Source organism: Vibrio proteolyticus NBRC 13287, assembly GCF_000467125.1.
Lineage (GTDB): Bacteria > Pseudomonadota > Gammaproteobacteria > Enterobacterales > Vibrionaceae > Vibrio > Vibrio proteolyticus.
This window is the reverse complement of record NZ_BATJ01000005.1, coordinates 147,770-174,535: the sequence shown is the minus strand read 5'-3', so window position 1 is coordinate 174,535 and position 26,766 is coordinate 147,770. Positions and strand designations below refer to the sequence as shown.

General features: G+C 48.8%; 25 protein-coding genes. 13 read left to right on the top strand and 12 right to left on the bottom strand.

Features of this window, described 5'->3' with window-relative positions:
- Entirely contained in the window at positions 1-930 is a 930-nt protein-coding gene (locus VPR01S_RS08205; protein ID WP_021704850.1) for a DUF58 domain-containing protein, read from the bottom strand.
- Positions 931-944: 14 nt separating this feature from the next.
- Positions 945-1,901 (bottom strand): AAA family ATPase, encoded by a 957-nt coding sequence (locus tag VPR01S_RS08200; RefSeq protein WP_021704849.1) that lies wholly within the window; start codon positions 1,899-1,901, stop codon positions 945-947.
- A 314-nt stretch (positions 1,902-2,215) separates the two neighbouring features.
- On the opposite strand from VPR01S_RS08200, the gene VPR01S_RS08195 reads away from it, so the two are divergent.
- Positions 2,216-4,132 carry a methyl-accepting chemotaxis protein gene (locus VPR01S_RS08195; protein ID WP_021704848.1) on the top strand — a complete coding sequence of 639 codons (1,917 nt, stop codon included), beginning with the start codon at positions 2,216-2,218 and terminating at the stop codon, positions 4,130-4,132.
- 79 nt (positions 4,133-4,211) lie between these two features.
- A complete protein-coding gene (locus VPR01S_RS08190; protein WP_021704847.1) occupies positions 4,212-4,412 on the top strand; it encodes a restriction endonuclease subunit S domain-containing protein in 201 nt (66 codons plus the stop codon).
- 71 nt (positions 4,413-4,483) lie between these two features.
- Here VPR01S_RS08190 and pyrC read toward each other — a convergent pair whose 3' ends face one another.
- A complete protein-coding gene (gene pyrC / locus VPR01S_RS08185) occupies positions 4,484-5,512 on the bottom strand; it encodes a dihydroorotase (RefSeq protein ID WP_021704846.1) in 1,029 nt (342 codons plus the stop codon).
- A 158-nt stretch (positions 5,513-5,670) separates the two neighbouring features.
- Positions 5,671-5,838 (bottom strand): YqaE/Pmp3 family membrane protein, encoded by a 168-nt coding sequence (locus tag VPR01S_RS22110; RefSeq protein WP_021704845.1) that lies wholly within the window; start codon positions 5,836-5,838, stop codon positions 5,671-5,673.
- Positions 5,839-6,175: 337 nt separating this feature from the next.
- Here VPR01S_RS22110 and VPR01S_RS08175 point away from each other — a divergent pair, with 337 nt between their 5' ends.
- A complete protein-coding gene (locus VPR01S_RS08175; RefSeq protein WP_021704844.1) occupies positions 6,176-7,996 on the top strand; it encodes a hybrid-cluster NAD(P)-dependent oxidoreductase in 1,821 nt (606 codons plus the stop codon).
- A gap of 218 nt (positions 7,997-8,214) precedes the next feature.
- Here the strand turns inward: VPR01S_RS08175 and VPR01S_RS08170 are convergent, their stop codons facing one another.
- Positions 8,215-8,937 carry a LuxR family transcriptional regulator gene (locus tag VPR01S_RS08170; RefSeq protein ID WP_021704843.1) on the bottom strand — a complete coding sequence of 241 codons (723 nt, stop codon included), beginning with the start codon at positions 8,935-8,937 and terminating at the stop codon, positions 8,215-8,217.
- Between the two features lie 141 nt (positions 8,938-9,078).
- Here VPR01S_RS08170 and VPR01S_RS08165 point away from each other — a divergent pair, with 141 nt between their 5' ends.
- Positions 9,079-9,555, top strand: a complete 477-nt coding sequence (locus VPR01S_RS08165) for a GNAT family N-acetyltransferase (RefSeq protein WP_021704842.1) — start codon at positions 9,079-9,081, stop codon at positions 9,553-9,555.
- 5 nt (positions 9,556-9,560) lie between these two features.
- Here VPR01S_RS08165 and VPR01S_RS08160 read toward each other — a convergent pair whose 3' ends face one another.
- Entirely contained in the window at positions 9,561-10,460 is a 900-nt protein-coding gene (locus VPR01S_RS08160) for a DMT family transporter (RefSeq protein WP_021704841.1), read from the bottom strand.
- 99 nt (positions 10,461-10,559) lie between these two features.
- Here VPR01S_RS08160 and VPR01S_RS08155 point away from each other — a divergent pair, with 99 nt between their 5' ends.
- Positions 10,560-11,348 carry an AraC family transcriptional regulator gene (locus VPR01S_RS08155; protein WP_021704840.1) on the top strand — a complete coding sequence of 263 codons (789 nt, stop codon included), beginning with the start codon at positions 10,560-10,562 and terminating at the stop codon, positions 11,346-11,348.
- Positions 11,349-11,350: 2 nt separating this feature from the next.
- Here VPR01S_RS08155 and VPR01S_RS08150 read toward each other — a convergent pair whose 3' ends face one another.
- A complete protein-coding gene (locus tag VPR01S_RS08150; RefSeq protein WP_021704839.1) occupies positions 11,351-12,271 on the bottom strand; it encodes a M14 family metallopeptidase in 921 nt (306 codons plus the stop codon).
- Between the two features lie 198 nt (positions 12,272-12,469).
- Between VPR01S_RS08150 and VPR01S_RS08145 the strand changes: the two genes are divergently transcribed.
- A complete protein-coding gene (locus tag VPR01S_RS08145) occupies positions 12,470-13,375 on the top strand; it encodes a DUF808 domain-containing protein (protein ID WP_021704838.1) in 906 nt (301 codons plus the stop codon).
- 46 nt (positions 13,376-13,421) lie between these two features.
- On the opposite strand, the gene VPR01S_RS08140 is transcribed toward VPR01S_RS08145, so the two are convergent.
- Positions 13,422-14,069, bottom strand: coding sequence for a DsbA family oxidoreductase (locus tag VPR01S_RS08140; RefSeq protein ID WP_021704837.1), 648 nt, complete (start codon positions 14,067-14,069; stop codon positions 13,422-13,424).
- 207 nt (positions 14,070-14,276) lie between these two features.
- Here VPR01S_RS08140 and VPR01S_RS08135 point away from each other — a divergent pair, with 207 nt between their 5' ends.
- The gene (locus tag VPR01S_RS08135) at positions 14,277-15,635 is read left to right on the top strand and encodes an alpha-amylase family protein (RefSeq protein WP_021704836.1); all 1,359 of its coding nucleotides are present in this window, start codon (positions 14,277-14,279) and stop codon (positions 15,633-15,635) included.
- 26 nt (positions 15,636-15,661) lie between these two features.
- On the opposite strand, the gene VPR01S_RS08130 is transcribed toward VPR01S_RS08135, so the two are convergent.
- The gene (locus tag VPR01S_RS08130; protein WP_021704835.1) at positions 15,662-16,273 is read right to left on the bottom strand and encodes a hypothetical protein; all 612 of its coding nucleotides are present in this window, start codon (positions 16,271-16,273) and stop codon (positions 15,662-15,664) included.
- 176 nt (positions 16,274-16,449) lie between these two features.
- Here VPR01S_RS08130 and VPR01S_RS08125 point away from each other — a divergent pair, with 176 nt between their 5' ends.
- A complete protein-coding gene (locus VPR01S_RS08125; RefSeq protein ID WP_021704834.1) occupies positions 16,450-17,553 on the top strand; it encodes a 1-acyl-sn-glycerol-3-phosphate acyltransferase in 1,104 nt (367 codons plus the stop codon).
- Between the two features lie 38 nt (positions 17,554-17,591).
- Here VPR01S_RS08125 and VPR01S_RS08120 read toward each other — a convergent pair whose 3' ends face one another.
- A complete protein-coding gene (locus VPR01S_RS08120) occupies positions 17,592-18,188 on the bottom strand; it encodes a hypothetical protein (protein WP_021704833.1) in 597 nt (198 codons plus the stop codon).
- Positions 18,189-18,339: 151 nt separating this feature from the next.
- Positions 18,340-18,642: a DUF406 family protein gene (locus VPR01S_RS08115; protein WP_021704832.1), complete on the bottom strand. Its 303-nt coding sequence runs from the start codon at positions 18,640-18,642 to the stop codon at positions 18,340-18,342.
- Positions 18,643-19,163: 521 nt separating this feature from the next.
- Between VPR01S_RS08115 and VPR01S_RS08110 the strand changes: the two genes are divergently transcribed.
- From VPR01S_RS08110 to VPR01S_RS08095, 4 genes are all read left to right on the top strand, one after another.
- Positions 19,164-19,625, top strand: a complete 462-nt coding sequence (locus tag VPR01S_RS08110; RefSeq protein ID WP_021704831.1) for a TetR/AcrR family transcriptional regulator — start codon at positions 19,164-19,166, stop codon at positions 19,623-19,625.
- Between the two features lie 193 nt (positions 19,626-19,818).
- Positions 19,819-20,823, top strand: coding sequence for a response regulator (locus tag VPR01S_RS08105; RefSeq protein ID WP_021704830.1), 1,005 nt, complete (start codon positions 19,819-19,821; stop codon positions 20,821-20,823).
- Complete coding sequence (locus VPR01S_RS08100; protein WP_021704829.1) at positions 20,823-21,266, top strand: PAS domain-containing protein; 444 nt, start codon at positions 20,823-20,825, stop codon at positions 21,264-21,266. Before VPR01S_RS08105 ends, VPR01S_RS08100 begins: the two co-directional genes overlap by 1 nt.
- Positions 21,267-21,409: 143 nt before the next feature.
- Positions 21,410-22,888, top strand: a complete 1,479-nt coding sequence (locus VPR01S_RS08095) for a bifunctional ADP-dependent NAD(P)H-hydrate dehydratase/NAD(P)H-hydrate epimerase (protein ID WP_021704828.1) — start codon at positions 21,410-21,412, stop codon at positions 22,886-22,888.
- Here VPR01S_RS08095 and VPR01S_RS08090 read toward each other — a convergent pair.
- A complete protein-coding gene (locus tag VPR01S_RS08090) occupies positions 22,872-23,873 on the bottom strand; it encodes a 2-hydroxyacid dehydrogenase (protein ID WP_021704827.1) in 1,002 nt (333 codons plus the stop codon). The two genes, VPR01S_RS08095 and VPR01S_RS08090, sit on opposite strands and share 17 nt — an antisense overlap.
- A gap of 594 nt (positions 23,874-24,467) precedes the next feature.
- Between VPR01S_RS08090 and VPR01S_RS08085 the strand changes: the two genes are divergently transcribed.
- On the top strand, positions 24,468-25,514 hold the full coding sequence (locus VPR01S_RS08085) for a GMP reductase (RefSeq protein WP_021704826.1): 1,047 nt from the start codon (positions 24,468-24,470) through the stop codon (positions 25,512-25,514).
- Positions 25,515-26,766 lie beyond the last annotated feature (1,252 nt).

The following is a 26,766-nucleotide window of genomic DNA, read 5'->3' as shown; positions in this document are numbered from 1 at the left end:
TTATCCAGATAATTGTTGTAGTAAGGATTGGTCGCTTGAGAGCGAAGTAAAGGTAATGCCCAGAGATTGGGCGCTAGACTTCAATTGTTGTTGTTTCGAATCGAACGCTCGTTCAATGCGCTGGCGCGTTTTGCGCGAGGCGAAGTCTAACCACTGCGTATTTTTTTTGTCTGAAACGTGTTCAACACCACGGTAGCGGGTCTTACCTTGTTCCAGTGGATCAGAAATGTGTACGAACCGTACCCGGTTGTGTTGGCGTAGTTGAGTTAACAGGGTGTGATGCTGCTGACTCATACGGACAAAGTCGCTGATCATGATGACCTCACTGCCTTTAGGGCACAGACGATTCAGCGCCTGAAAGGCGTTTGTCATCGAATCCACATGTTCACTGGCCGGATGTTGGAGCAATTGGTTGTGCAAGGTGATCAATTGCTGAATCAGCACGAGTGGCCCTTTGTTACGGCTGGTCGGCTTCAGCTCGACGAGCTGGGTTCCGGTGTCTATCACGGCGCCGATCCTATCTTTTTGTGCCACGTACAGCCAGCTGATTAGGCTCGCCATGTGCGCAGCCAGGACGGATTTCAGCATCAGCGTCGAGCCGAAAATCATACTGCTGCTCAAATCGATATAGAGCACCACCGGCTTTTCGCGTTCTTCACTGAACAGCTTGGTGTGGGTTTTGCCGGTTCTGGCCGTGACTCGCCAGTCGATACTGCGGATATCATCCCCGGGCTGATACTGGCGTACTTCAGCAAAGTCCATACCTCGTCCAAGCTGACGACTCTGATGCTGACCGAGCATCTGCGACCACAAGCTTTTGGCGGGCGGTAGCCAGTGCACCGTCTGCTGCTTGTAATAAAGCAATTCATCCAGTGACAATGTCACGCCGTCGGCATTTGGTGGACAGGTGGGCGTTTGAGGCTGCTTCATGCTTTATCCAACCGTTATGCGCTGCCGACCAATGAGAGCAGGTGGTCGATGACCTGATTCGGCTGCACGCCTTCGGCCTGTGCTTGGTAAGTGAGCAATAAACGGTGACGCAGTACCGGGTAAGCCATTGCCTGAACATCTTGCGGAGAGACGAAATCTCGACCGGATAACCATGCATGCGCCCGAGCGCATCGGTCCAGAGCGATGGTGGCTCGGGGACTGACGCCCAACTCAATCCATTGTGCCAGCTTATCATCGTATTGCGTTGGCTGACGGGTTGCCATCACCAAACGAATGATGTACTGCTCAATGCCTTCCGCCATATGTATGTTGAGCACTTCCTGGCGAGCGGCAAAGATATCCTGCTGGGATAGCACTGGTGGCTGCGCCTTACTGGTTCCCATGGCTTCACCACGGTTTAAGCGCAAGATCTCCAGCTCACTTTGTGCGTCAGGATAGTCGACATCAAGATGAAGGAGAAAGCGATCCAACTGTGCTTCCGGTAACGGATAAGTGCCTTCCTGTTCAATTGGGTTTTGGGTTGCCATGACCAGGAATAACGCTGGCAGTGGGTACGTGTTACGCCCGGCTGTGATCTGTTTTTCGGCCATGGCTTCAAGCATCGCGGCCTGTACTTTGGCGGGTGCCCGGTTGATTTCGTCGGCCAGAATCAGCGAGTTAAAAATCGGCCCCGCCTGAAAGGTGAATTCGCCTGTTTCTGGTCGGAAGATGTCTGTTCCGGTCAGGTCTGCTGGCAGGAGGTCCGGTGTGAACTGGATGCGATGAAAGTCCCCTTCGATGCAGTCTGCCAATGATTTAACGGCGCGTGTTTTGGCCAGGCCGGGAGGACCTTCGACCAGGATATGGCCATCTGCCAGTAGTGCAACCAGCAGCTGTTTGACCAGCTCGGACTGACCGATTACCTGCCCGTTTAAGTAGTCTTGAAGTTGTTGAAGGGCTTGTGACTTCATCAATGTCGATCTCCTAATTTTTTCCAATTAGTGAGTTAAGTTATCAAAAAGTTCCCTGTAAACAGGTCGTACTTATGCCGGTTGGACGTAAAGTGTACAGTCCAAATTATTCGAAAAATCAGTTCTCTACATAATGGGGACCGCACAGATTGTTGCAAGTGTTTCAGTTCGGAAAAATAAGATTTCTTAAAAATGTGGCGAGAAATCACACCACTTGTCTGGCTTAGAAAAAACCAGCAGAAAAAACTCAAGCATTACGTCGCAAAGCCGATAACAGAGTAGTTTTATCGCTTGTTGCACACAGAAGGCACAGTATGATCAAATTTAACTCTATGAGTATTAAACAAAAGGTTGTTGTTGGTATTACGCTCGCAGTTTTAGCGTCGACCGTCATCGTGGGTTATATGGCCCAAAAACAGGCACGTGATGTGCTCGAACACCGTCTCATTGATATCGAATTGCCGTCGATGCTCGATCAGATCCGGCAAGAAGTGGACAGTCAGGTTCGCCAGCTGATTTTTGCTGCGGAGCAGATGGCCAATAACGAGTTCGTTAAGCGCGTGATCCGTGATGAAAACATCGATCCGGCAGAAGAGACGTTGCTGGTCAAGCAACTGAATAACATCCGCAATCAGTACGGTTTGAATGACGCATCGGTTGCTAACCGCAACACCGCATTCTACTGGAACCAGGGCGGTTTCCTGCGCAAACTGAACCGTCAACAAGATGCGTGGTTCTACGGTTTTGTGCAATCGGGTCAGCAGACGATGGTCAGCATGTTCCAGGAAGCAAATGGTGACGTAAAAATGTTCGCTAACTACCAGAACGCGTCTGGGTTTAGCATGTCAGGCCTGTCTAAATCGATGGACGATATGGTGAAGCTGCTCAACGGCTTCCGTATCGAAGACAGCGGATTCGTCTTTTTGGTCAATGCAGGCGGAGAAGTTCAGATTCACCGTGAAGCCAGCAAAGCGAAAGCCTCTATCGATAGCCTGTATGGCCGAGAGGCGAGCACCTTGCTGAACAAGTCAGGCTTTAACCTGATTGAGACCGAATACGAAGGCAAAGACGTATTTGTTGCCAGCCAGTACATTCCGTCGATGGACTGGTTTGTTATCGGTATGGTGCCGGTTGATGAAGTCTTCGCAGATCTCAACGCCGTTGCTCAGCAAATGCTGATCACGACCTTAGTGGTAGCTGCGCTCTTTATTGCCATGGGCTTGCTACTGGCCAACAGTATCGCAAATCCTATCCGTGCGATCGCGCAGCGCTTTACCGATTTGGGTAAAGGCGACGGAGATTTGTCTCAGCGCATCGAAGTGAAAGGAAGTGACGAGATCGCGCAACTGTCGTCCGGTTTCAACGGCTTTATTGAGAAAATTCATGAGTCGATGAAAGAGGTGGCATCAACCAGCCACTCACTTCAGGAAGCGGCTGAAAGCGTTTCGGATAAAGCCAGCACGACACATGACAACAGTCAGGTGCAGCGCGATCAGACACTGCAAGTGGTGGCGGCGATCAATGAAATGGGCGCGACCATCAGTGAGATAGCAACCAATGCGGCAACGGCAGCGGAAACCGCTAATGAAGCGACAGACAACACCCAGCAAGGGCAGAGTGTTGTGACACAAGCCAAAGACGCCATCAGTCGCCTGGCGGCGGACATTGAAAATACAGGGCAGGTTGTTGAGCAACTGGCGTCAACCACACAGGACATCGGCTCGATACTGGATGTCATTCGCGATATCTCCGAGCAGACCAACCTGTTGGCGTTGAACGCGGCGATTGAGGCTGCTCGTGCGGGTGAGCAGGGACGTGGTTTCGCGGTTGTTGCGGATGAAGTGCGTAATCTGGCTAGCCGTACCGCGGATTCAACTGAAGAGATCCAGAGAATGATCAATCAGTTGCAAAACGATGCACACAATGCGGTGTCTGCGATGGAAGCGGGTAAGGCCGTCACCTTTGAAGGGGTATCGGCGTCGGATGAAGCGGTTCAAGTGCTGCTGAACATTTCTGAGCGTATCCATGATATTTCGGACCGCAATACTCAGGTAGCAACCGCGACCGAGGAACAGTCGACAGTAGTGCACACCATCAACATGAACATTGAAGAGATCAATGGCATCAATGAAGCCACCACCAGTACCGCGGAAGAGCTGGCACAAGCGAGCCTTGAGCTGCGTGAGTTGTCCGGACGTCTGGATCGTATGGTGGGCAGTTTCAAACTCTGATCGACCCGTTCAGTAAATTGGCATAACTGGGGTGAAGCAGGTAAACTTCACCCCAGATTTGTTTTACTAGGTAAGTATCATGAGCGATTTTGAAAAAGAACTTGAAGAGATGGTGCAAGCGGAATCTGACACGCCAGAAGTTCAACTGCCTTCTCTGGAAGAACAGAAAGCCATTGCGGCTGAACTGAAAAAACTCGAAGCGGAAGGCAAACTGACGCCTGAAATTCTTGAGCAGTATTTCGGCAAGTTTTACGCTAAGACCGATGCGCCTATTCATTAAATCCGCGATGATGCCTCTATCAATAAAAAAGACAGCCAATTGGCTGTCTTTTTTATGCTTAGAAGATGGGATTATTTCACGACCCAATCAATCTGTTCACCGGCGCGAATCGGCACGACGATGTCGCTGCCAAAGGGCATGCTCTCTGGAACGGTCCAGGGCGCTTTGGTCAGGGTGACGGTGTCCGCATTACGCGGTAAACCATAGAAGTCAGGACCGTTGTGGCTGGCGAACGCTTCTAAATTTGCCAGTTTGCCTTCCTGTTCAAAGACTTCAGCATACAACTCTAGCGCAGCGTGCGCGGTGTAAGAGCCTGCACAACCACAGGCAGACTCTTTGTGGCCTTTGGCGTGCGGCGCAGAGTCTGTTCCGAGGAAGAATTTTTTACTGCCACTGGTGGCCGCTTCTATCAGGGCTTTCTGATGGGTATTGCGCTTCAGAATGGGCAGGCAGTAGAAGTGAGGTTTAATGCCGCCAACCAGCATATGGTTGCGATTGTACAATAAGTGGTGGGCGGTAATTGTGGCGGCAACATTGTCGTTCGCCTGTTTGACGAAGTTGGCAGCATCAGCTGTCGTGATGTGCTCAAGTACGATTTTTAAGCCCGGGAAATCGTTCACAATCGGAGCCAGCACGTTGTCTAAAAACGCTTTTTCGCGGTCAAAAATGTCCACATCGTGGGTAGTCACTTCCCCATGCACCAGCAGTAGCATGCCCACTTCTTGCATCGCTTCCAGTACTGGGTAGATGCTCTTCGCTGATGTCACTCCTGAATCTGAGTTGGTGGTTGCGCCCGCAGGGTATAACTTGGCGGCCACGACAATGCCTGAGGCTTTGGCTTTGCGGATTTCTTCAGGAGAAGTGTTATCGGTGAGGTAAAGGGACATCAGAGGCTGGAATTGGGGACTTGGCTGCTCAGCCATAATACGGTCGCGGTAGGCGATGGCCAATTCGGTATTGGTAACTGGTGGGACGGTGTTTGGCATAATCAGTGCGCGGCCATTATAGCGGCTTATATCGCGAACGGTATCGGTCAGAACATCACCATCGCGAAGATGAACATGCCAGTCGTCAGGACGAGTAATCGTAAGTGTAGTCATTCAGGGCTCCCACCATTGAAAAGTTACTGATTGGAGCCTAAACGTAAGTGAAAACTGTGAAAGCAAACGCTTACGCTTAGGCGACAGGATGATAGAGGAATTGCGCGTCTATTTCATCCTATTTTTCAGATTCATCAGCAGGAGTGGTAAAAACCGGCTTATTTCATGATCAGCCACAGGGCATGAATCATACCCGGAACGAAGAAGAAGAAAGTGAGAATCAGGTTGATGATGAAATCTTTCCCCAGCCCTTTATCGACGAATACTGCCAGTGGTGGGAGCAGGACACACAGGATGATCATCAGCAGTTTGTTTGTATCGTTCATTATTTTACCTCGGTATTGAGTGACAACTAGACGCCATAAATTTGACAATATTATCGGAAATTTGATCCCGGTCACGCAATCTTATCAGGTCAGGAATCTGTCAAAACTTATTTATATTTTATTGAGTTATCGATTACTGACACCGCAGTAGACTGCCAAGTGACGAAACCCATTGTGTGGGATCCACACTCCGATCACACAGAATTATAGCCGAGCAGGTGGATTGTCAAATGACTCTGGTTGAATATGTCGCACGAAATCGATTGCAAGGTATGACTTTCATTCGACAGGCGTTTAAGATGGTGAATCAAAAAAATAATCAGAGCAAAGGTTAGCCATGTCGTCTTCATCTCGTCTTACACAAATTAACGTCTATCCGGTCAAATCCGTCGCCGGTATTGCCATCTCATCCGCCTGGGTAGAAAAACAAGGACTTGCGTTTGATCGACGCTTTATGGTGGCAACCTCTGACGGGGTGATGGTGACAGCCAGAAAATACCCTCATATGGTCAAGGTTCAGTCCAGTCTGACTGCTGACGGCATTATCTTTACTGCGCCTGATCAGCCTGCTCTGAAGTTACGTTATGCCGATTTTAAACACCAAGCTGCGCCCGCTACAGTCTGGAACGACAGCTTCGAAGCTTACACCACGACGGACGAAGCAGACGACTGGTTCAGTGACGCACTTGGTCAGCGGGTCGAGCTTTTGTATACGGGAGAGCAGTCCAATCGCGTGCCGGAACGAGTCGGCAATAACGTCAGTTTTGCCGATGGTTTCCCGGTTCTGGTGATCAGCGAAGGCTCGTTGGACGAGCTGAATCGTCGCAGCTCTGAATCTCATCTGATGGATCAGTTTCGTACCAATCTGGTCGTCAGCGGGGGAGAACCCTTTGTTGAAGACAGTTGGAAACGTATTCGTATCGGTGAGGTCGAATTTGAATCGGTCAAGCCGTGTTCACGGTGCATCCTGACGACTGTCGATATAGACAAAGGTGCGTTTAAACCCTCTAAAGAGCCACTGAAAACCTTATCTCAGTTCCGCGCGAACCGCAGCGGTGATGTGTTTTTTGGCCAGAATCTGATAGCGCTGAATGAAGGGATGATCCATGCCGGTGATCCGGTTGAAGTGCTGGAGTACAAAGAAAAAGAGCAGTATGAAGACCACTCCCCGAGCCGCATGACGCTCACGTGTGTGCAGCGAGAAGAGATTGCCCGTGATTTCGTGACATTCTGGCTAGAGCCTGATTCTGAGTCACTACCGACATACCTGCCTGGGCAGCATTTGCCGATTGAGGTTGCGATCGGTGGAGAGCGCATCGGGCGACGCTATACCCTGTCGTCCAGCCCATCACGTCCCGGACGTCTGGCTATTTCGGTCAAGCGTATTGACGCGGGCAGAGTGTCAAACTGGTTACTGGACAATTTGCAGGTGGGCGACACGCTTGAAGCTGAGTCACCGAGTGGCAGCTTCCACCTCGGCGAGAAGCACGATCAGCCAATCTTACTTCTTTCCGCTGGCAGCGGCGTGACGCCTATGCTGTCAATGTTGCGTTATCTGGCCGATCATGATCAGGTCCGCGATGTTGTGTTCTACCACCAGTGCCGCACGGAAAGTGACATTCCGTGTAAACAAGAGCTTGAGGGACTCGAACGTCAGCATCCTGGGCTCAAAGTAGTACTGTCGCTGACGCAGCCTGCACCGGATTGGTTCGGCCTGAAAGGGCGTTTGACCCTGTCACATCTGAAGCAGATTAAAGACGTCGAGCAGCGCCAGGTGTTTGTGTGTGGCCCAGACGGATTTATGCAAAAGGCGAAGAATCTGTTGTTGAAACAAGGCCTGCCAGAGTCTATGTATCATCAGGAAGCTTTTGGCGTTGCTATCAGCGCACCTAAAGCGCTCAAAACGCTGCAAATCAGTGTCAATGGAACGCTTTTCGAAGGCAACAATCAAGCCACACTGCTGGAACAGGCTGAAGCGGCCGGTGTACCGATTTCCAACAGTTGCCGAGCAGGGCTTTGCGGCGCGTGCCGGGTGACGGTGGAGTCTGGCAAAGTGGACCAGCCAGATGTGCCCGCCTTGCAGGACAATGACCGTCACATGGGCATCGCACTGGCGTGTTGCTGCGTGCCGGAAACGGATATCGAAGTCGTGAACTGAAAATGTTCACCAGACAAAAAAGAAAATCCCTGGTCACAAGACGTGACCAGGGTTTGTTGATTCACAACAACTCATGGATAGTTTTGGGTTTGTCGTTCAACGTTCGGGACATAGCCCGGCGGTGTCCGAAAACAATAAAACCTTAAAACAAATCCCGTTGTGCCGATACTGTCCAATTGGACAGGTTTTGGAGTCTGGTGATGGTTTTCAGAGCAAGGTCAAACCTGAGGTTGAATGCAGCCGCGCAGTATGGCTTTGGTGATTGCCTGATAGCGATTGACGGCCCCGAGTTTTTTGGCCGCGTTGTTGAGGTGAAATTTAGCGGTACGCTCTGAACAGCCGATGATCACGGCGATTTCCCAGGTACTTTTCCCTTCGGCTGCCCAGGTCAGGCACTGCAGCTCTCTTGCTGTTAAAAGTCTGGCCGGCGCCGTGCTGTGTAATTGGGGGTGAAAGTGGGCGATGTTTTCTGTGATTAATGGCGTCACTAATTGAGCCAGTAGGATCTGCTCATCCATTTTGTCATAATGACGGCCGTCAGACGTTGCGAAACTCATGCAGCCAAACTCACCGTTTAGTCCATGGAAAGGGACGGTGAAACCTTTACGCAGATCATTCAGTCGGGCTTCCTCAAAGATCTCCCGCCCGATACGCTCACTTTTATCGACGTGATCCCAGTTTATTGGCAGCACATGATTCATGCAGTATCTCGCCACCGGATCATGATGTGCGTAGCCACTTTCGGCGTATTGCTCACTCCAGGCCCGGGGATTGATAAGATTGAGCACATCCGCTTCTTCTTCCATACTTTCTTCGAGGTAGAGACCGAATAAAAACGATTCGTGGTTCAGCTCGTTCCCGATAGAAGTCAACAGAGTTTGCAGTTCGTCAACGCTGTTAACGCGTTGGTTTTCTTGGATTAAGCGTAGTAACTTATTCATTGCAGTGAAGTGATTGTCAGCTCTGGCGACAGTATATATCAACCTGTCGGGATAAAACCCTGAGTCACAGGTGCTCTCTCGAATTACATAACAAAGTGAGAGAGTGCCCATAATTTTCAAATAAATCAGGAGTTTGTTGATATGCAACTTCGCAATTATAAGACAAGTGATGCCAAAGCATGCTGGGCGTTGTTTTTTCACACAGTACATACGGTCACCGCTGCTGATTACACAGACGCGCAGCGCAATGCCTGGGCACCGGCCGATTTTTCGATGCAGACATGGCAACAGCGCCTAGACACCATCCGTCCCATCATTGCAGAAGAGGACGGACATCTGGCAGGGTACGCAGATTTACAAGCGGATGGACTGATTGACCACTTCTTTGTTAGCGTGCACTACCAGAAATGCGGTGTTGGTCGGTTTCTTATGGAAGAGATTGTTCGTCGGGCAAAAGAGAAAAATATGGCACGCCTGTACGCTCATGTCAGTAAAACCGCAAAGTCGTTTTTTGAAAAAAACGGCTTTGCGGTGGAGCGCCAGCAGGAAGTAGCGATTGGCGGTATTACCCTGACGAATTATGTGATGAGCCGCCAGATATCGCCGGAGCAACCATGAATACGTTATAGCTGACCGGCATTTTCGATAGGTGCCAGCGCTTTACGACGCAGTTTTACTTGAGCCAGAATCACACCTGAGATCACCATTAATCCGCCCATCAGATGATAAGTGTGGATCTGTTCACCGAGTAACGTGGCAGCCAGAGACACCGCCACCACTGGCAACAGGTTCATGAACATGGCGCTTGAATCCGCACCGATGGCATCAATGGCTTTGACCCAGAGCCAGGGGGCGAGCAGGGAGGCCATCACAGAAGCATACGCGATCAGCGGCAGCGACTCGTGGGTGGGTAGCAGTTGTTCACTGCTCAGCCATAACGGCGCTAACATCGCAACCGCAAAGAGTCCTTGCATGTATATCAGCGTCCAGTTGCTCAAGGGCATTTTCCAGCGTTTCAGCAGTACGCAATATGCTGCGTAGACCACTGCGGCCAGAACCATCAGAGCGTCCCCTTCAGTGACGTCTTGGTGGAGGAAGAAAGTGATGTCGCCTTGGCCAAGCATGAAGGCCAATCCGGCCAGCGACAGGACGCCACCTACCACACTCAAAGCAGACACGGGTTTGCCCAGCAAAGGCAGGCTCAAAAACACGCTCAGCAAAGGCACCAAAGAGGTGATCAATGACATATTGGAGGCGCTGGTGGTCAGGCCTGCGTAGTATCCCAATGATTGGTTCAGTACCATGCCCAGCATCGCCAGAAAAGCCAGTTTGGTCAGATATGGCTTAATTGTTGACCATTGGCGTATAACCGTTGGCAGGCAAAAAGGTGTCAGCAACAGCATGGCAACAAACCAGCGGTAAAAGCTCATGGCACTGGGCTCAATGGCACTTGCGGCCATTTTGTTGACAATCGAGTTGCCGCCCCAGATGAGCACAGTGATTAACGGAAAGAGATAGATCATGTGACCCCCATCTCGAAATAATGGATGGAGCCTAGTCTGTCACGTCGCTATAATTGTATGTATCTGTAAAAAGACATTGAACGTGATAGGAAGACAAGTTTGAAAAAGAACGCCAGACACCTGCATCCTTCGTTATCTATTGACCAGGCACCATCAGACGTGTTTATGAATTTCGAAGCGTTTCTGTCGAATACCGAAACCCGTGTTCACAGTCATACCTGGGGACAAGTGCAACTGATCAGCGGTGGTATTTTGGAAATGGAAGCGGAAGACACTCGCTTTTTGGCGCCTCCCCATCTGGCGATCTGGGTTCCCGCAGGCATCAAACATTGCAGTTATAACCGTAAGCCCATCGAGTATTGCTCGTTGAACATCGCTCGAGGGTTAACTCAACATTTTCCGGAACAAACCAGTTTAATTAAGGTCACGCCGATTGTTTCTGCAATCATTGATGATTTTCGTCGCCGGCACATCAATGTCGCTCAAAGTGAAGAAGACGTGCGTTTGGTTCAGGTGCTGCTCGACCAACTGGCCACACAAGATGTACAACATCAGTTCCTGCCGTCCACCGATAACAAATACCTGTCAACGATTCTCACCGCGGTCGAGGAAAACCCGACTGACAATACCAGCCTCAGTGAGTGGGCGGCGCGGGTGCATACCACCGAAAGAACCCTCGCCAGGCACTGTCAGGCTGAGTTGGGGATGAGTTTTACTGAATGGCGTTTAAGGGTGCGTTACCTGTTTTCCATGGAATTGCTGCGCAAAGGGCATTCGGTCAAAGAGGTGGCGTTGACCTTGGGCTACAACCAGGCCAGTCCGTTTATATCGATGTTTAAAAAATACTCCGGGCAGACCCCGGAGCAGTATAAGAATCGCTTGCTGTAAGTTTATTTGAGCTGCGTTAACACATAGTCCAACCCACCAGTCACAGCGGCGACTTGTGCGTCGTTGCACTCTTCATCGGTGACCTTTGGGCTGTCTGGGTAGACTTCGGTTGTCGTACCAAAGCGGCAATTCGTCACGCCACCACACAGACCCAGCTTTTTCATGGGGTACTCAATGACGCCCTCTTGAACCACCGTAGAACCGATGATTTCTCCGTTGTCGTCTGCTGGCGCAATATGAGTCACTAAGCGAACCGCATCAATAACGGCTGTCTGAAACTCGGGGACGGGGTTGTCGGTATCTCCGACGGTGTAAAAGCCGTCTGGAATCATACCTGCCACGTATGCTTGGCCATCGCGAGCCGCCAGGGCGGGTCGAAACTCTGTTTCGTCAGTATCCGTGGTTTCGTGCAGGTCGATGTGGACCAGCACCTCACCCAGTTCGGACACCAGTTGAATCAGATTGGCTGACTCTTCTGCCGGGCTGTCGGCATAGAATGAACGGTTTGGGTCCAGCGCATTCGGATTCCAACGGTTGATGGTTTCGTAACCCCAAGGGCTGACACAAGGTGCGATCACCAGATTAAAGTGGGGGAGGTATTTGTCTGCCTGTGTCGCAGCAAACTTGAGCGCACCATGAACGCCACTGGTTTCGTAACCATGCACACCGCCAGTAATCAACACTGTGGGTTTGCTTTCGTCCCAATCGCGACTTTTGATGCAATACAGAGGATAACGTTCTGGGTCATAAGAGAGGGCTCCGTACTGTTCGACCAGAAAGGCGTCTTTTAGTGCCAGAATTTTAGGCACCACTTGCTGTTGGTACTCACGTTTGATTGTGGTGTGTTCACGCCAGGCTAGGCGTTCAGCGTCGCCCCACTTTTCTCCAGGTGTGCCGATAGGGTAGGTATATCCGTTACGCATCTTCGCGACCTTCTCTGTGATGTTCTATTTCAAGCCATATAGCTTAAGAGTGTTTAGAAGATTGAGCAAATGGTATCCATCTGAGCAATACTGAACAGCGTAACTATCGGAAATTTAGTTCAATTCTTGGCATTGAGGCCTTGAGAATCTGTCGGCTGATGTTACATTTGCTAACATCTGATACTTTGAGAATCGATTATGGCGGGATTAAGCCTTTTAACTCTTCTGGATGACATCACCACAGTGTTGGATGATGTTGCATTAATGTCTAAAGTGGCGGCGAAGAAAACAGCTGGTGTACTGGGTGACGACTTAGCTCTCAATGCGCAGCAGGTGTCTGGCGTTGCCGCGGAACGTGAGATCCCGGTGGTGTGGTCGGTGGCGAAAGGTTCGTTTCGCAACAAGTGCATTCTCGTTCCCGCAGCCTTATTGATGAGCTCCGTTGCGCCGTGGTTGATCATGCCGTTACTGCTGCTCGGAGGTTTGTTTCTGTGTTTTGAAGGCGCTGAAAAGGTGTTGGAAAAACTGTTTCATCACGGAGAAGCGCACTCTGAAAGCGAAGCAGAAGCCAATTTAGCCAATGCTTCGATTGATGAATATGAGAAGAAAAAGATCGCCGGCGCGATCCGTACTGATTTCATTTTATCGGCGGAAATCATCGTGATTGCACTGGGGACGGTGCAAGGTCAGGCGATGGCGACTCAGATCCTGGTGGTGAGCTTGATTGCAGTGATCATGACTATCGGGGTGTATGGGCTGGTTGCCGGTATCGTCAAACTGGACGACTTGGGCTTCTATATGGAAAGAAAAGCGCAAGGCAAAGGCGTAGGTTCTGCCATTGGCCGAAGTCTTATCACATTTGCGCCCAAACTGATGAAGATCCTCACCGTAGTGGGGACGGCGGCGATGTTCTTGGTCGGCGGAGGGATCGTGGTGCACAACGTACCAATGATTCACCACTTGATTGAACCGATATTGCTTGAGTTGCCGAATGTATCACTGGCTCACGCGTTCATTCCCGTTATTCTCAACGGTCTGATTGGTTTATTAGCCGGACTGATTGTGGTCGCTGGCTGGAGTGTGATTGGTCGTCTGCGTCATTAAGTCCACTGCATCAGCAAAAGCCGACCTCTGAGTCGGCTTTTTTGTGTCAGTGCATCTGCAGTGCAATGTCTTCAATGGCGCGCTTGAGAGCCTCTACAGACTGGGCACCGGCAATCAGGTGTTTGCGGTTGATGATAATTGCAGGAACGGCGCTGATGCCAGCTTCAAGCCACTGTTGCTCGGTGGAGGCAACGGTCTCTGCCCAGCCGGGATCGCTCAGAACCTGCTTGGCGACTTGAGTATCAATCCCAATCTCTTCTGCGATGGCCAATAGAGTGTCGGGCAGGCTGATGTCACGATTGTCGGTGAAATAGGCTTCAAATAGAGCCATTTCCAGATCAAACTGTTTGTCCTGCGAACGGGCCCACATCAACAGTTGATGGGCTTGGCGGGTATTGTAGATACGCATGTCGTCGACAAAATGGAACGAAAACCCCACTTCTTGTCCCAGTTGGGTAATTGTTTTCCGGTTCTCATCGCTCATCGCTTTGGAGGCGCCATACTTTTCAGCTAAGTGTTGCTGTAAATTCTGTCCGCTCGGCCCCATGGCGGGGTTGAGTTCAAAAGGATGCCACTGAATTGAGGCGTCAAAGGTCTCGCCAAGTTGTCTGAGTGCCAGTTCAAGCCTTTTGTATCCTATGATGCACCAAGGGCATACAACGTCTGACACAATATCAATTTGCACTTTAGGCATACCCGCTCCTTGGTTGTCGATGCGCGTAATGCGCGGGAGTCCTTTGGTTGTTTTTTGTACGAACTATAAACTTAACGCGTATTGACGTGAATTTCTACGCCCCTGATCTAATACACAGATAAAACGCAAAAGGGGGAACGACTTTAATCAGGCGTTTCTATAATAAGCCTGTCCAGATGAATGGACGTGGATAAATGGAAGAAATGCATGGAAAACGTTATGGCTACTGACGTCATTCTACATGCCTTTGACTGGCCTTATCAGCGCGTCGCTGAGCAAGCCAGTGCGATCAGCGCTGGCGGCTACAAATCGGTGCTGGTATCACCGCCTATAAAGTCGCTTACATCTGCGCAGGGCACGCAATGGTGGCAACGTTATCAACCCCAAGATTATCGTGTTATCGACAACCAGCTTGGTAACACTCAAGATTTCAAACACATGATCGCGGCGCTGGAAAAGCACGGCATCAGTGTGTACGCCGATGTCGTGTTCAACCATATGGCGAATGAGTCGTCTCTGCGCCTTGACTTGCAATACCCAAGCGCGGCGGATATGGCCGACTATCAGGCGCGAGCGGATTATTATCAGTCTCAGCGGTTGTTTGGCGATCTCAGCCAGCCACTATTTACTGAACAGGACTTCGTCGAAGCGTTCGGCATCAAAGACTGGCAGGATAAGTGGCAAGTTCAGAACGGACGCATAACCGGTGGAGCAACGGACCCAGGACTGCCGACGTTACGTGCTCATCACCATGTCATCGTCCAGCAGCAGGAATACCTTAAGGCACTCAAAGCGCTGGGCGTGCGTGGTTTCAGAATTGATGCTGCCAAGCACATGAGTATTGAACATCTGAAAAACGTTTGGACCGAAACCATAACCAGGGACATGCACATTTTTGGTGAAATCATCACTGATGGTGGAGCCACGCGAGCGGAATACGACATTTTCCTTGAGCCATACCTGGCTGAGACTCGTCTTGGTGCGTACGATTTTCCGTTGTTTCAGACCATGTTTGATGCTCTGGATGAGGGAGGCAGCCTGACATCGCTGGTGGATCCGTACTGTTTTGGGCAGGCATTGGCGAAGTACCGGGCGGTGACGTTTGCCATCACTCATGACATCCCAAACAACGATGTGTTTGAAAACTTGGTGATGGATGAAGCGCTGGAACAGTTGGCCTACACGTACATTTTGGGGCGTGATGGTGGCGTGCCGCTGATATACACCGATCTCGATACCAGTGGTATCAATAACCGCGTTGGTCAACCTCGTTGGGTCGATGCCTGGAAAGATCCCGCGATGCTTGCACGTATCCGATTCCACAATCAGATGCACGGTAAAATCATGACCGTACTGGAGGCCAATGATGACTTGTTGGTGCTTGCCAGAGAAGAAGCAGGGTTAGTGATCATCAATAAGTCCACACGTGGACAGAGGGTGGACATTGCTCAAAGCGGTACTCTTAAAGACCTGCTGTCTGATACGTTGTACACCGCCGTACAGGGTAAGTTGAGCCTGGATGTGGCGCCGGTGAGCAGCATGATGTTGGTGGTGCAGGAGTCATAAAAAAGCGCAGCAATTGCTGCGCTTTTTTACTGATAATTTTCGCCAGTCACTAATTGGTAGAGCTGTTCAAACTCTTCCAGGTTATTGTTGAACAAATCTTCAACGATCTGTTCCGGTTTGGCGCCTGACTGCATGCGTTTTTTTGCTTCGCGCATCGTCAGTACTAACTGGTGGCTGCGAGACAAAAATGAGTCGGAGTCCGGCTCCCAGCTTGAAATGGCTTCACTCAGTTCACTGGTGTAGAGCAGCGGAGAAAACGCGGCGACTTCACGTTTCAAGAGCTGAAGAATTTCGGCTTCGACGTCGGGTTTTACTTTGGCATGCACCAACTTGTTCATTAACGCGTTGCTGAGTTCGGTCTGCTTTACATACCCAGCCTGACTCGGCAATGGATCGGTGTTTCGCACGGAAAAGTCGACCCGCTCAATTTTAGTGGCCGGAAAAAAGGACAAAGCGCACAGACAATCAAACGGAATCCAGACAGAATCACCAGCTTCGACAGCGTATTCATTTTTCCCCAATCGCAGCAACATCAGCCCTTCCGTTACGCGAATAAGACTATGTTTGAGGGCTTTTTTACGAGGCGTGGTGACAAGGTACGCATATCGTGTCACCTGATGTTCAATAGCGTAGTTCATTAGAGCTCTCTCTCATATTGGGCCGCTAAGGGTAACGATTATCATATAAATTGCAAACTTAGCACGGAAATCGTTGCAGATCCCTGGTCTGACCTTCAGAATTCTGTTAGTACTTTAGCTGTTATGTCCGCTAAGTATGCGTAGAATAGGCCAGCTTTTTTTTGATGTAGTAAACAATGACTTCTAATAACGATCCATATATTGATATTCGTCCCTACAATGACGATGAAATTCCTGCTGCTATTGAGCGCTTGATTAACGATGAAGAGTTTATCAACGCCATCCTCCAGCATCGCTTTTCAAACCATGCTACATGGTTTAAAGCGCTGATGTCTCCGATAGTCAAGATTTACCTGAAGTTTAAATGGGCGAAACTGACGTCTGTTGAGGCGATACAGCTAGAAGTGAAAAAATATCTGGATCAAACCATCGAGTCGACCACCAAAGGGGTGACGTACTCAGGCCTTGAGAAGCTGGACAAAGAGACGGCTTACTTGTTTGTGTCTAACCACCGTGATATCGCGATGGATCCAGCGTTAGTGAATTACGGGCTGTACCAGAGTAGTCACAAGACGGTGCGTATTGCGATCGGAGATAATTTGCTGAAGAAGCCGTGTGCCACTGAACTGATGCGGCTCAACAAGAGCTTTATCGTAAAACGTTCAGCGAAAGCGCCACGTGAGATGATGAAAGCACTCGGCACGTTATCGTCTTATATTAAGCATTCTCTGGATACGGGCAATTCAATTTGGATCGCCCAGAAAGAGGGACGAGCAAAAGATGGCAACGATTTTACCGATCCGGCGATCCTGAAGATGTTCCATGTTGAAGGCCGTAAGCAAAAAATGCCTTTCCCTGACTACATTAAATCGTTGCGTATTGTTCCGGTGTCTATTTCGTATGAGAACGATCCGTGTGATACGGCTAAGGCCATTGAACTGTTCGAAAAAGCCACCAAAGGAAAATACGAAAAGGGTGAGTTTGAAGACATCGAAAGCATCATTCAGGGTATCGTTGGCTACAAAGGGCGTATTCATGTGGCATTTGGTGATGTGATCGATCAAGTTTTTGAAACCCCGGACGAACTGGCCAAAGAGATTGATCGCCAAATTCACGATCATTACAAACTGTTCCCGATTAACCACCTGGCGGCGGGCAGCAATGAAGGCGTGACCGATGAGGTTCGTGCGCTGCTGCAAGCCAAACTCGATAAGCTGCCGCAAGGGGCACATCAGTACCTGCTGGACAGCTACGCCAATCCGGTCAGAAATATTGTCTGATAAAAAAGAGATGCGATGGCATCTCTTTTTTGTTTCTGTTAACGGGCAACCGCGCCATTGAGAGTTAAGTTTGTCGGCCACTTGCTGATTTGGTTGCCGCCGAGATAGATGTTGCCTTTTACCGTCATGGTGTCTGGAAACTGAGAGATTTTTGAGCCACCGATAAACAGGCTTCCGTCTACCGTTAACCCTTCCGGCAATGACTCCAATGGCGTTCTGATCACGCTCAGATCGCCTTTCACTCGAAGCCTTGGTGGCAGTCGGATCAGTGGCGTGTCGGTAAAATTCAAATATCCGCCCACTCGCACGCCGCGTGGCCATTGTTTTACTTGAGAACCAAGCAAGTTTGCATAGCCTTTGATCTTGGTCCCGCTTTGTATCCGGCTTAGTTGGCTGTTGGAAGCGTCCAGACTGCCCTGAATGTCCATATCGGCTGGTAGTGTCTTGATCGCGGTTTTGGCAATGTTCAAATTGCCTTTCACCACCAGGCCATCCGGTAAACTGGTATACGGTTTATTACGCAGATCCAGGTTGCCGTAATTGTCCAGATGATTCAGTAACCGGTAACTGTCGAGTGGTTCCGCTATCAGGGATGCAGGTAAGCAGATCAGAAATAATACAAACAAGTGACGCATGAGGTATCAAGGAGTGGCGGTAACATTACACCTAGTATCGGCAGGAGGGCCGAGAGCTTCAATCAATATTGGAGAAATCGCCATGGTGGCGGTGCCGGGATCACAAAAGCGGGTATTGGAATCCCGCTGTTGTGAGCTGACTGTACTGGTTTTAGCGTGACAGAGAACGAGTTTTGAGTTCGAAGATCAGTTTCTCGGCGCTAACTTCAAATTTAAAGCGTGCATGGAGCTCGTTGCTGGCATCGTTCATCGGCGAAACTTCAAACTCTACGTTTTGGCAGACTTCTTTCGCCAGTGCGGCGTATTTTTCAAACTCTGCTTCCAGTTGAGAACGACTGGCGCCAAACAGGGTGACTTCTGCCACTTCGTCGCCTTCTTTGATGATAAAACCCATTTCACCTGCGCAACCACAGGCTTCGCACACATCCTGAGTCTCAAATTGATCAGTGCTCATCTCAATTACCTCTTACCTGAAAAGGCTTCCAGTGTAGCGAGAAGATAACCGGGTATCCACAAATTTAGTAAGGGAAGTGCAGAGTCAGGAAGAAAACTCACTATGATATCCTAAATTAGACACTTCTTAACCTATTAATAACAATTATTGGTGCTTTTTACGTGTGACAGACCTCAAAAAAATGGTGTTTTTTACGTCATATCTTTGTCAGGACAGCTTAGAGCCAATTGCCTAAATGAATAATTTATAAGATTATCTGGCAATTAATTCATATATCGAAAATATGTTAGTTCGTAGTTGCATAGCAAATTCAACCTAAAAATATGATCAAATATGCAACATCAGTTTGACTCCATCGCACAATGTAGCGTTTTCGCTACATTGTCGGATTCACAGACACATTCGAAGTTACCGAAAAGGTAATCAGGCGTACTTGGATCGTTATCACGGGGCTAAACGCGAAACAGATTTCTGACTCAAGGTTTGAGTCGGGTGGATTCACAGAGAGAAGAGTCTTAACCATGCCAAAGCGTAGTAAAGAAGATACTGAAATCACCATTCAGAAAATCATGGATGCGGTTGTTGATCAACTGCTCAGATTGGGTTATGACAAAATGTCATACACAACGCTGAGCCAACAAACCGGCGTCTCTCGTACGGGTATTAGCCACCACTTTCCAAAGAAAACGGACTTTACCGCCGCTCTTGATGGTCGCATCTTCAAAATGTTTGTCGAGCACCTCAATATGGATGCCGGTCTGGACGCCTTTGCACAAAGCTGGCTTAACGCGTTGGATAACAAAGAGTTTATCGCTATTTTGCGTTTGCTGTTTCACCATATCGTGACCACAGAGAAAGCCGAGGAATTTGCGGCAAACGGCATCGACAGACTGTACAAACTGGCGGAAGCTCAGTTTGGTTCTCAAAGTAGCAAAGAGTTGGAATGGCTGATGGGTAAATCCTTGATTAAAATGGCCAACTGATTTGAATAAATGCCTTCTTCGGAAGGCGTTTTTGTTGTTGGTGATTGTTATTCAATCCTTTGCTTATTACCGCTTATCTCTTCATTGAGGTGTGAGGTTAAGCGCTGATTTATTCTCTCGCTTCATTTCTGCGTACTGCATGATCTGTTACACTTCGGACTATAGCTAACGATAAGTAGAAGTAGGTGATTGCATGTCTTTCCCGGTTCTGATTTGTGACGACTCTGCTCTGGCAAGAAAGCAGATGGCTCGTTCACTGCCCGCCTCTCTGAATGCCGACATCACCTTTGCTGTTCATGGTATTGATGCGCTAGAGCAACTCGGCCAGCGTGATTTCCGTTTGATGTTTCTCGATCTCACTATGCCTGAGCTGGACGGTTTCGGTACCCTGGAAGAAATGCGCCAGCGAGGAATGGATGTTCCGGTGGTGGTGGTGTCGGGGGATATCCAGCCTAAAGCACGAGAGCGAGTGCTGTCGCTCGGTGCCAAAGCCTTTATTCAAAAACCGATCGATAAAGATGCTCTGAACGCTGTTTTGCGTGAATTGGTGCAGCCTCAGAGTCGCCCGCAGGTGATAACACCGATAGCGCTTGAATTGCCGGTACTTCGGCGCCGTGATATCTACATGGAAGTGGCCAACGTATCGATTGGCCGCGCCGCTGATGCGCTGGCGCGCCATTTTGATGTGTTCGTCAATCTGCCGCTGCCAAATGTGAATATCTTTGAAGTCAGTGAACTGCACATGGCGCTGCGCGATCTGGCCGACAACGATCAGGTCTCCGGTGTATGTCAGGGCTTTAGTGGCGAAGGTGTTGCAGGTGAAGCCCTGGTGCTACTCAGCGATTCCAGCGTGTCGGATCTCAAACGTTTGATGAAAATCCCGGCGGAAAGCGAAGAGCTTCAAGAGCTGGAGTTGCTAATGGACGTATCAAATATTTTGGTCGGCTCGTTCCTGAATGGTTTGGGAGAGCAGGCTGAGGTGCGTTTCTTCCAAAGCCCGCCAGTTTTACTCGGACAACATATCTCAATCGATTCGGTGATCGAATCGACCTCAGGCAGTTTCAAGAAAACCATGACCTTTGAAGTCAGTTACACCATTGCGGACACGTCGATTCGTTGTGACATGCTGTTTATGTTTGTCGATGAATCCTTGCCGCTTCTGGACAAAAAACTGGCGTATCTGATGGAGGACTTCTGATGTTAAATCTTCCTGCTGAGTTTGAGCAGTTCCACTGGATGGTGGACATGGTTCAGAATGTGGATCTCGGTTTAGTGGTGATCGACAGGGACTATACCGTTCAGGTGTGGAATGGTTTTATGACTCATCATAGCGGGATACACTCCGCAGATGCGATCGGTAAATCGTTGTTCGAACTCTTCCCTGAAATCCCCAGAGAGTGGTTCATTCTGAAAACGAAACCCGTTTACGATCTTGGCTGCCGCAGCTTCATCAGTTGGCAACAACGGCCGTACCTGTTTTGTTGCCGTAACGTTCGCCCGGTGACGCAGCAAGCCGATTTCATGTACCAGAACATCACCCTGAACCCAATGAGAACACCAACGGGACAGATTAAGTCACTGTTTTTGTCTATTCAGGATGCAACCGCAGAGGCTTTGATGTCTGTGAATCGTCAATTGTGATCGTCGTTTTATGATTGTGGCTGAGTGTGAATACGTTGCATGTCAGAGTGTGTGAGTTAACGAAAATGCACTAAAGGCCGAGGAAAACCTCGGCTTTTTAGTTTACGCTGAGGATACCGGTTAAGCAGTTCACGGGAGCACGTATGTCCCTTCCAGCTCACTACTATTCGGCGCAACAGGTTAAAGCCGGAGAAGTTCTCGCTGCCCGCAGTGCGGGCGTTCCAATGTACACCCTGATGAAGCGGGCTGGTCTAGCCGCATTCCAACTGCTCAGGCAATCCCATCCCAGAGCGCAACATCTGTTGATATACACGGGCGGAGGCAACAACGGTGGGGACGGCTATATTGTCGCAACGCTTGCATTGCAGGCAGGGTTGTCCGTCACACTTTGTCATCATGGCGACCCAGAGCGCGTGAGCGGTGATGCAGCGTTAGCCCGAGATGAATTTTGCCAGGCGGGAGGGAAGATCCGCCCGGACGATACACAGTTTTACAGCCCGGACGTTGTAGTCGATGCAGTGTTGGGCACTGGTTTGAGTGGTCAGGTCAGAAGTTCGACTCGCCAGCTTATCCAAATGATCAATAGCTATGAATGCCCAGTGATTGCGATCGATGTTCCCTCAGGATTGTGTGCCAATACAGGGACAGTGTTGGGCGCGGCGGTGCGTGCCACTCAGACGATAAGCTTTATTGGTCTGAAACAAGGTTTGGTGACGGGGCAGGCGCGTGACTATGTAGGTCAGATGCACTTTGCTGGTCTGGAAATGGCAGAAGTGTTTGATTGCCAGAACTCACCGTCGGTGTACGCCATTACGCCGGCGTATTGTGATGATCTGTTACAACCCCGCCGTCAGAGCGCGCATAAAGGCCGTTTTGGTCGTTCGGTTCTTATCGGTGGCGATCTGGGGATGGGCGGCGCAATTTTGCTTGCGTCGGAGGCGTGTCTTCGTGCTGGGAGTGGCTTAACAGCGACACTGACACAACAACAGCATCTGACCCCATTGTTGGTCAGAATGCCTGAAGTCATGGCATCTGACTGGTTGGAGGGGTGCACTATGCGTGACCGGATTCACTGGGCCAGCGCCATAGGTTTTGGACCGGGTCTTGGGCAAACGAACTTCAGTAAAACGTTGTTTGATCATATTAGCCATCAGAATAAACCAAAAGTATTCGACGCGGATGCGTTAAACCTGCTGGCGATGTACCCGAATCAGGATGACAATCGCATCATTACCCCGCATCCCGGGGAAGCGGCAAGATTACTCGATTGCACGGTCGCTGATATTGAGGCCGATCGTTATCAGGCAACAAAGTCTTTGCAGGAAAAATACAGTGGTGTATGTGTATTGAAAGGTGCAGGAACGATTGTGTCCAGCGATTACACCACACGGGTGTGTTTGGTGGGCAATCCCGGCATGGCTACGGGTGGTATGGGTGATGTCTTGACCGGCGTGATCACTGGTTTTCTGGCACAAGGGTATGAGCTGATGGATGCTGCGTCACTAGGTGTCTATGTTCACAGTCGTGCCGCCGATCTGGCGGCGGGAAGTGCAGGGGAACGCGGGCTGGTGGCCAGTGATCTGTTCCCCTGCATTAGGGAGGTGGTTAATCGAGTTCGATAAGCTCGTTACCGGATTTCTCACCTTTCAGTACATGCGCGATGTTGCTGAGTGTGGTATCGGCAATATTGTGCAGTGCGTCTTCGGTCAGAAATGCCTGGTGCCCGGTGAACAGCACATTATGACAAGCCGACAGACGTCGGAATACGTCATCGACGATCACGTCATTTGATTTGTCCTGGAAGAACAGGTCTTTTTCATTGTCATACACATCCAAACCCAGAGCGCCAATGCGGCCACGTTTTAATGCTTCGATAGCCGCAACCGAATCCAGCAATTCACCACGGCTGGTGTTGACGATCATGACACCGTCTTTCATCTGATTGAACGCCTCTTCATTGAGCAGGTGATAATTCTCTTCGGACATCGGGCAGTGCAACGTAATCACATCACTTTGCTTAAACAGCGCTTCTTTTGAGCAATAGGTCGTGCCCAGTTCGATGGCCAGCGGATTTTCATAAGGGTCGTAACATAGAATGTGCATGCCCAGGCCTTTCAGAATACGCATGGTGGCCAGGCCAATTTTACCGCTGCCAATCACACCGACGGTTTTCCCATGGAAGTTAAAACCGACCAACCCGTCTAATGCGAAGTTGGCGTCTCGGGTACGTTGATACGCTTTGTGAAAACGACGGTTCAGACACAACATCAACCCTATGGTGTGCTCTGCCACGGCTTCTGGTGAGTAGGCGGGTACGCGCACCACCTGAATGCCCAGACGTTTGGCGGCACTTTGGTCAACTTTATCAAAGCCAGCGCAGCGCATCGCGACCACTCTGACACCATGCGCATGAAGACTCTCCAAAACCGGAGCGGAGAGATCGTCGTTAACAAATGCGCAGACAACCTGGCAACCTTGTGCCATTTTGGCCGTTTTGGTCGTCAGCCGAAAATCGTGAAAATGGAGGTTAAACTTGTAGTGAGCATTAACCTTTGAAAATGAAGCTTCGTCGTAAGATTTCGAGCTGAAGAATGCTACATCAATCATAATGTTCCTCTCTATGAAGATGAGCAGAAAGGAGAAATTTCTGCGCCTTCGCTATTTCTATACTTAACTCATTAAAAAATAAACCATGAATTCGTTGTGATTACATCGTTGGCTGAATAAATAGCCAGTTATTTGCTTTTGCGTTTCGTTACTTTTTCAAGTTTAGAGTGATTTTTGTACGCTTAAGTGAAAGTGAGACATCATGATATCAGCGTGAACGGAGTGATGTGAGTCACAATGTTAGGTTTATCCGACAAAGTGAAACGGTTTCGGAAAACGTTTTTATCGACTCATTTGAGTTGCTTTAGGAAAGGTGATTGGGTTCAAGTGGATGATCTTTAAAAGAAATATTATCCCTATAAGAAACCAGAAAAGACGAGGGAGATTTGCGGTATGGATTCTTTCCTAAGGTAGCACAAAAAAAATGCATTTGTGAGTCTTGCGCGAAAGAAATCACAGCCTATAATGCTGAAAACCGGAGCGTCTGCCAACGCTCCGGTTTTTTTGTGTCCGAAGAACAGTAAACACGTCTGCCAACGTTTTTACTACGCAATCTGCGATGACACATCAGTTAATGAATCAAGGAAATGCACAATGCGTATCGAACAAGAACTTAAGTTAGGTTTTAAAGACGTCCTGTTTCGCCCGAAACGTTCAACCCTGAAAAGCCGTTCTCAAGTAAATTTAACCCGCGATTTTACATTCAAGCATAGTGGCCGTCAATGGTCTGGTGTGCCAGTTATTGCAGCGAACATGGATTCGGTTGGTAGCTTTGACATGGCCAAAGCACTGGCCGAGCATGGTGTGATGACTGCAGTGCATAAACACTACACCGTTGCTGACTGGGCTGAGTTTGTGCAAAGCACAGACGCCCCCGTACTCAATAATGTGATGGTATCAACCGGTACGTCAGATGCTGACTTTCAGAAAACCCAAGACATCATGGCGATGTCCGATGACTTGATCTTTATTTGTATCGACATCGCGAACGGGTACTCTGAACATTTGGTTGAGTACGTGGAACGTGTACGTGCCGCCTTCCCAGACAAAGTGATCTCAGCTGGTAACGTCGTGACCGGCGATATGTGCGAAGAACTGATTCTGGCAGGTGCAGATATTGTGAAAGTTGGCATTGGCCCGGGTTCAGTGTGTACCACGCGAGTGAAAACCGGTGTCGGTTATCCGCAGTTGTCCGCCATCATTGAGTGTGGTGATGCAGCGCACGGCCTGGGTGGCATGATCATCGGTGACGGCGGCTGTTCTTGTGCGGGGGATGTGTCAAAAGCCTTCGGTGGCGGGGCCGATTTCGTGATGCTGGGCGGCATGCTGGCTGGCCATGAAGAGTCTGGCGGTGAACTTGTCGAGCAAGATGGTGAAACCTTCATGAAATTCTACGGCATGTCTTCACAATCGGCGATGGATAAGCACTCCGGCGGTGTTGCCAAGTACCGTGCAGCTGAAGGTAAAACCGTATTGTTGCCATTCCGTGGCAGTGTTCACGGTACAATCTCTGATATCCTTGGTGGTGTGCGCTCAACCTGTACCTACGTAGGCGCAGCAAAGCTTAAAGAGCTCACCAAGCGTACCACCTTCATCCGTGTACAAGAGCAAGAGAACAACGTATTCGGTAAAGAGAAGTAATCCAGTATCTCGGATATTTCGAATCATATTGAGAGCCGCATTTAGCGGCTCTTTTTAATTTAAAAGGTTATAGGGAATGAAACTCCCCAGTATCCAGGTTCTGGATGCTGTGAATCATCATGGCAACGTATTTTTTCAGATTTTCTCTTACTATTTTTTGATTGAGAAAGGCAATCTTTATACCTCTGTTCTTTACTTCTCTCATCTCCATGAATTCTTGGGCCAGACTTGACATCTGTTGAACCGTAAACCCCATTCATACCATGATGGCTAATATTAGAGCATCCAAATAGGAATACTGACGTCAGTATAATAAAACAAAACTTTTTAATCATAAAACGACCAACTTACAAAATAAAACCTAAACTATACATAAAACCTAAGCTATACATAAAAACTAAACTATACAATTAAACTAAATTCATCATCTAAACTTTTGGCTCTTTTTAATATCACCGAAAAGGTATATACCGAAATTCCAACGATGGCGCCTCTTACTCCTTCTGAACTAATGCCTAAAAATAACATGAAAATTGGGTGCTCATCATTAATAGTAAACGCTAGGATCTGAAGAGTGTTTTTAATTGGCTGAAATAAAGAGTCAAAAATAACAAGAATACCAATTAACTTTAAAACATTTATGTTTTTTTATCCCAAAAAATACCAGATCTAAAACGGTAAAAAATAATCGATGACAAAATTAATGCTGTATAATACGGAATAAAGCTCATGTAGTCTAAAATAACGGTGTATATGCGCGTTGACCTAAAGTTAACATCGTAACTTCCCAACTCAGGATAAGATTGAAGATAACCCATATATATATCGGTAAAGGCCTCACCAGACCACCATGATTGTATAAGTATCCATAGCTCAAACAAAGAACTAGATAGTGATAAAATACACACAACAAAACATAGAAATGAAACGTGCTTAGATGAGATGTTCGTTGCATAGGTATTTGAAATAACAGGTGTTTCTTTCATCAAAACGGTCCTAACTCTAAAATAGAGTCTTATCTTAATACAAAAATAATTTATTGAGAAACGATAATTTTTGCAAATTTCTTACCATGTGAGAAAAATTTAGTCCTCCTTTTACCCTTAAAAAATGTACTACTTTGAGTAGTTTTTTTATGTAAAAAGGGCTTGAGTACAACACGCTCTCGAAACATTCACACCCGCACCAACAGGATGTGTCTTCGGTTAGCGTCAAAAAATGGTGAGTTGGCTCAACTCGATTTACCTTAGGG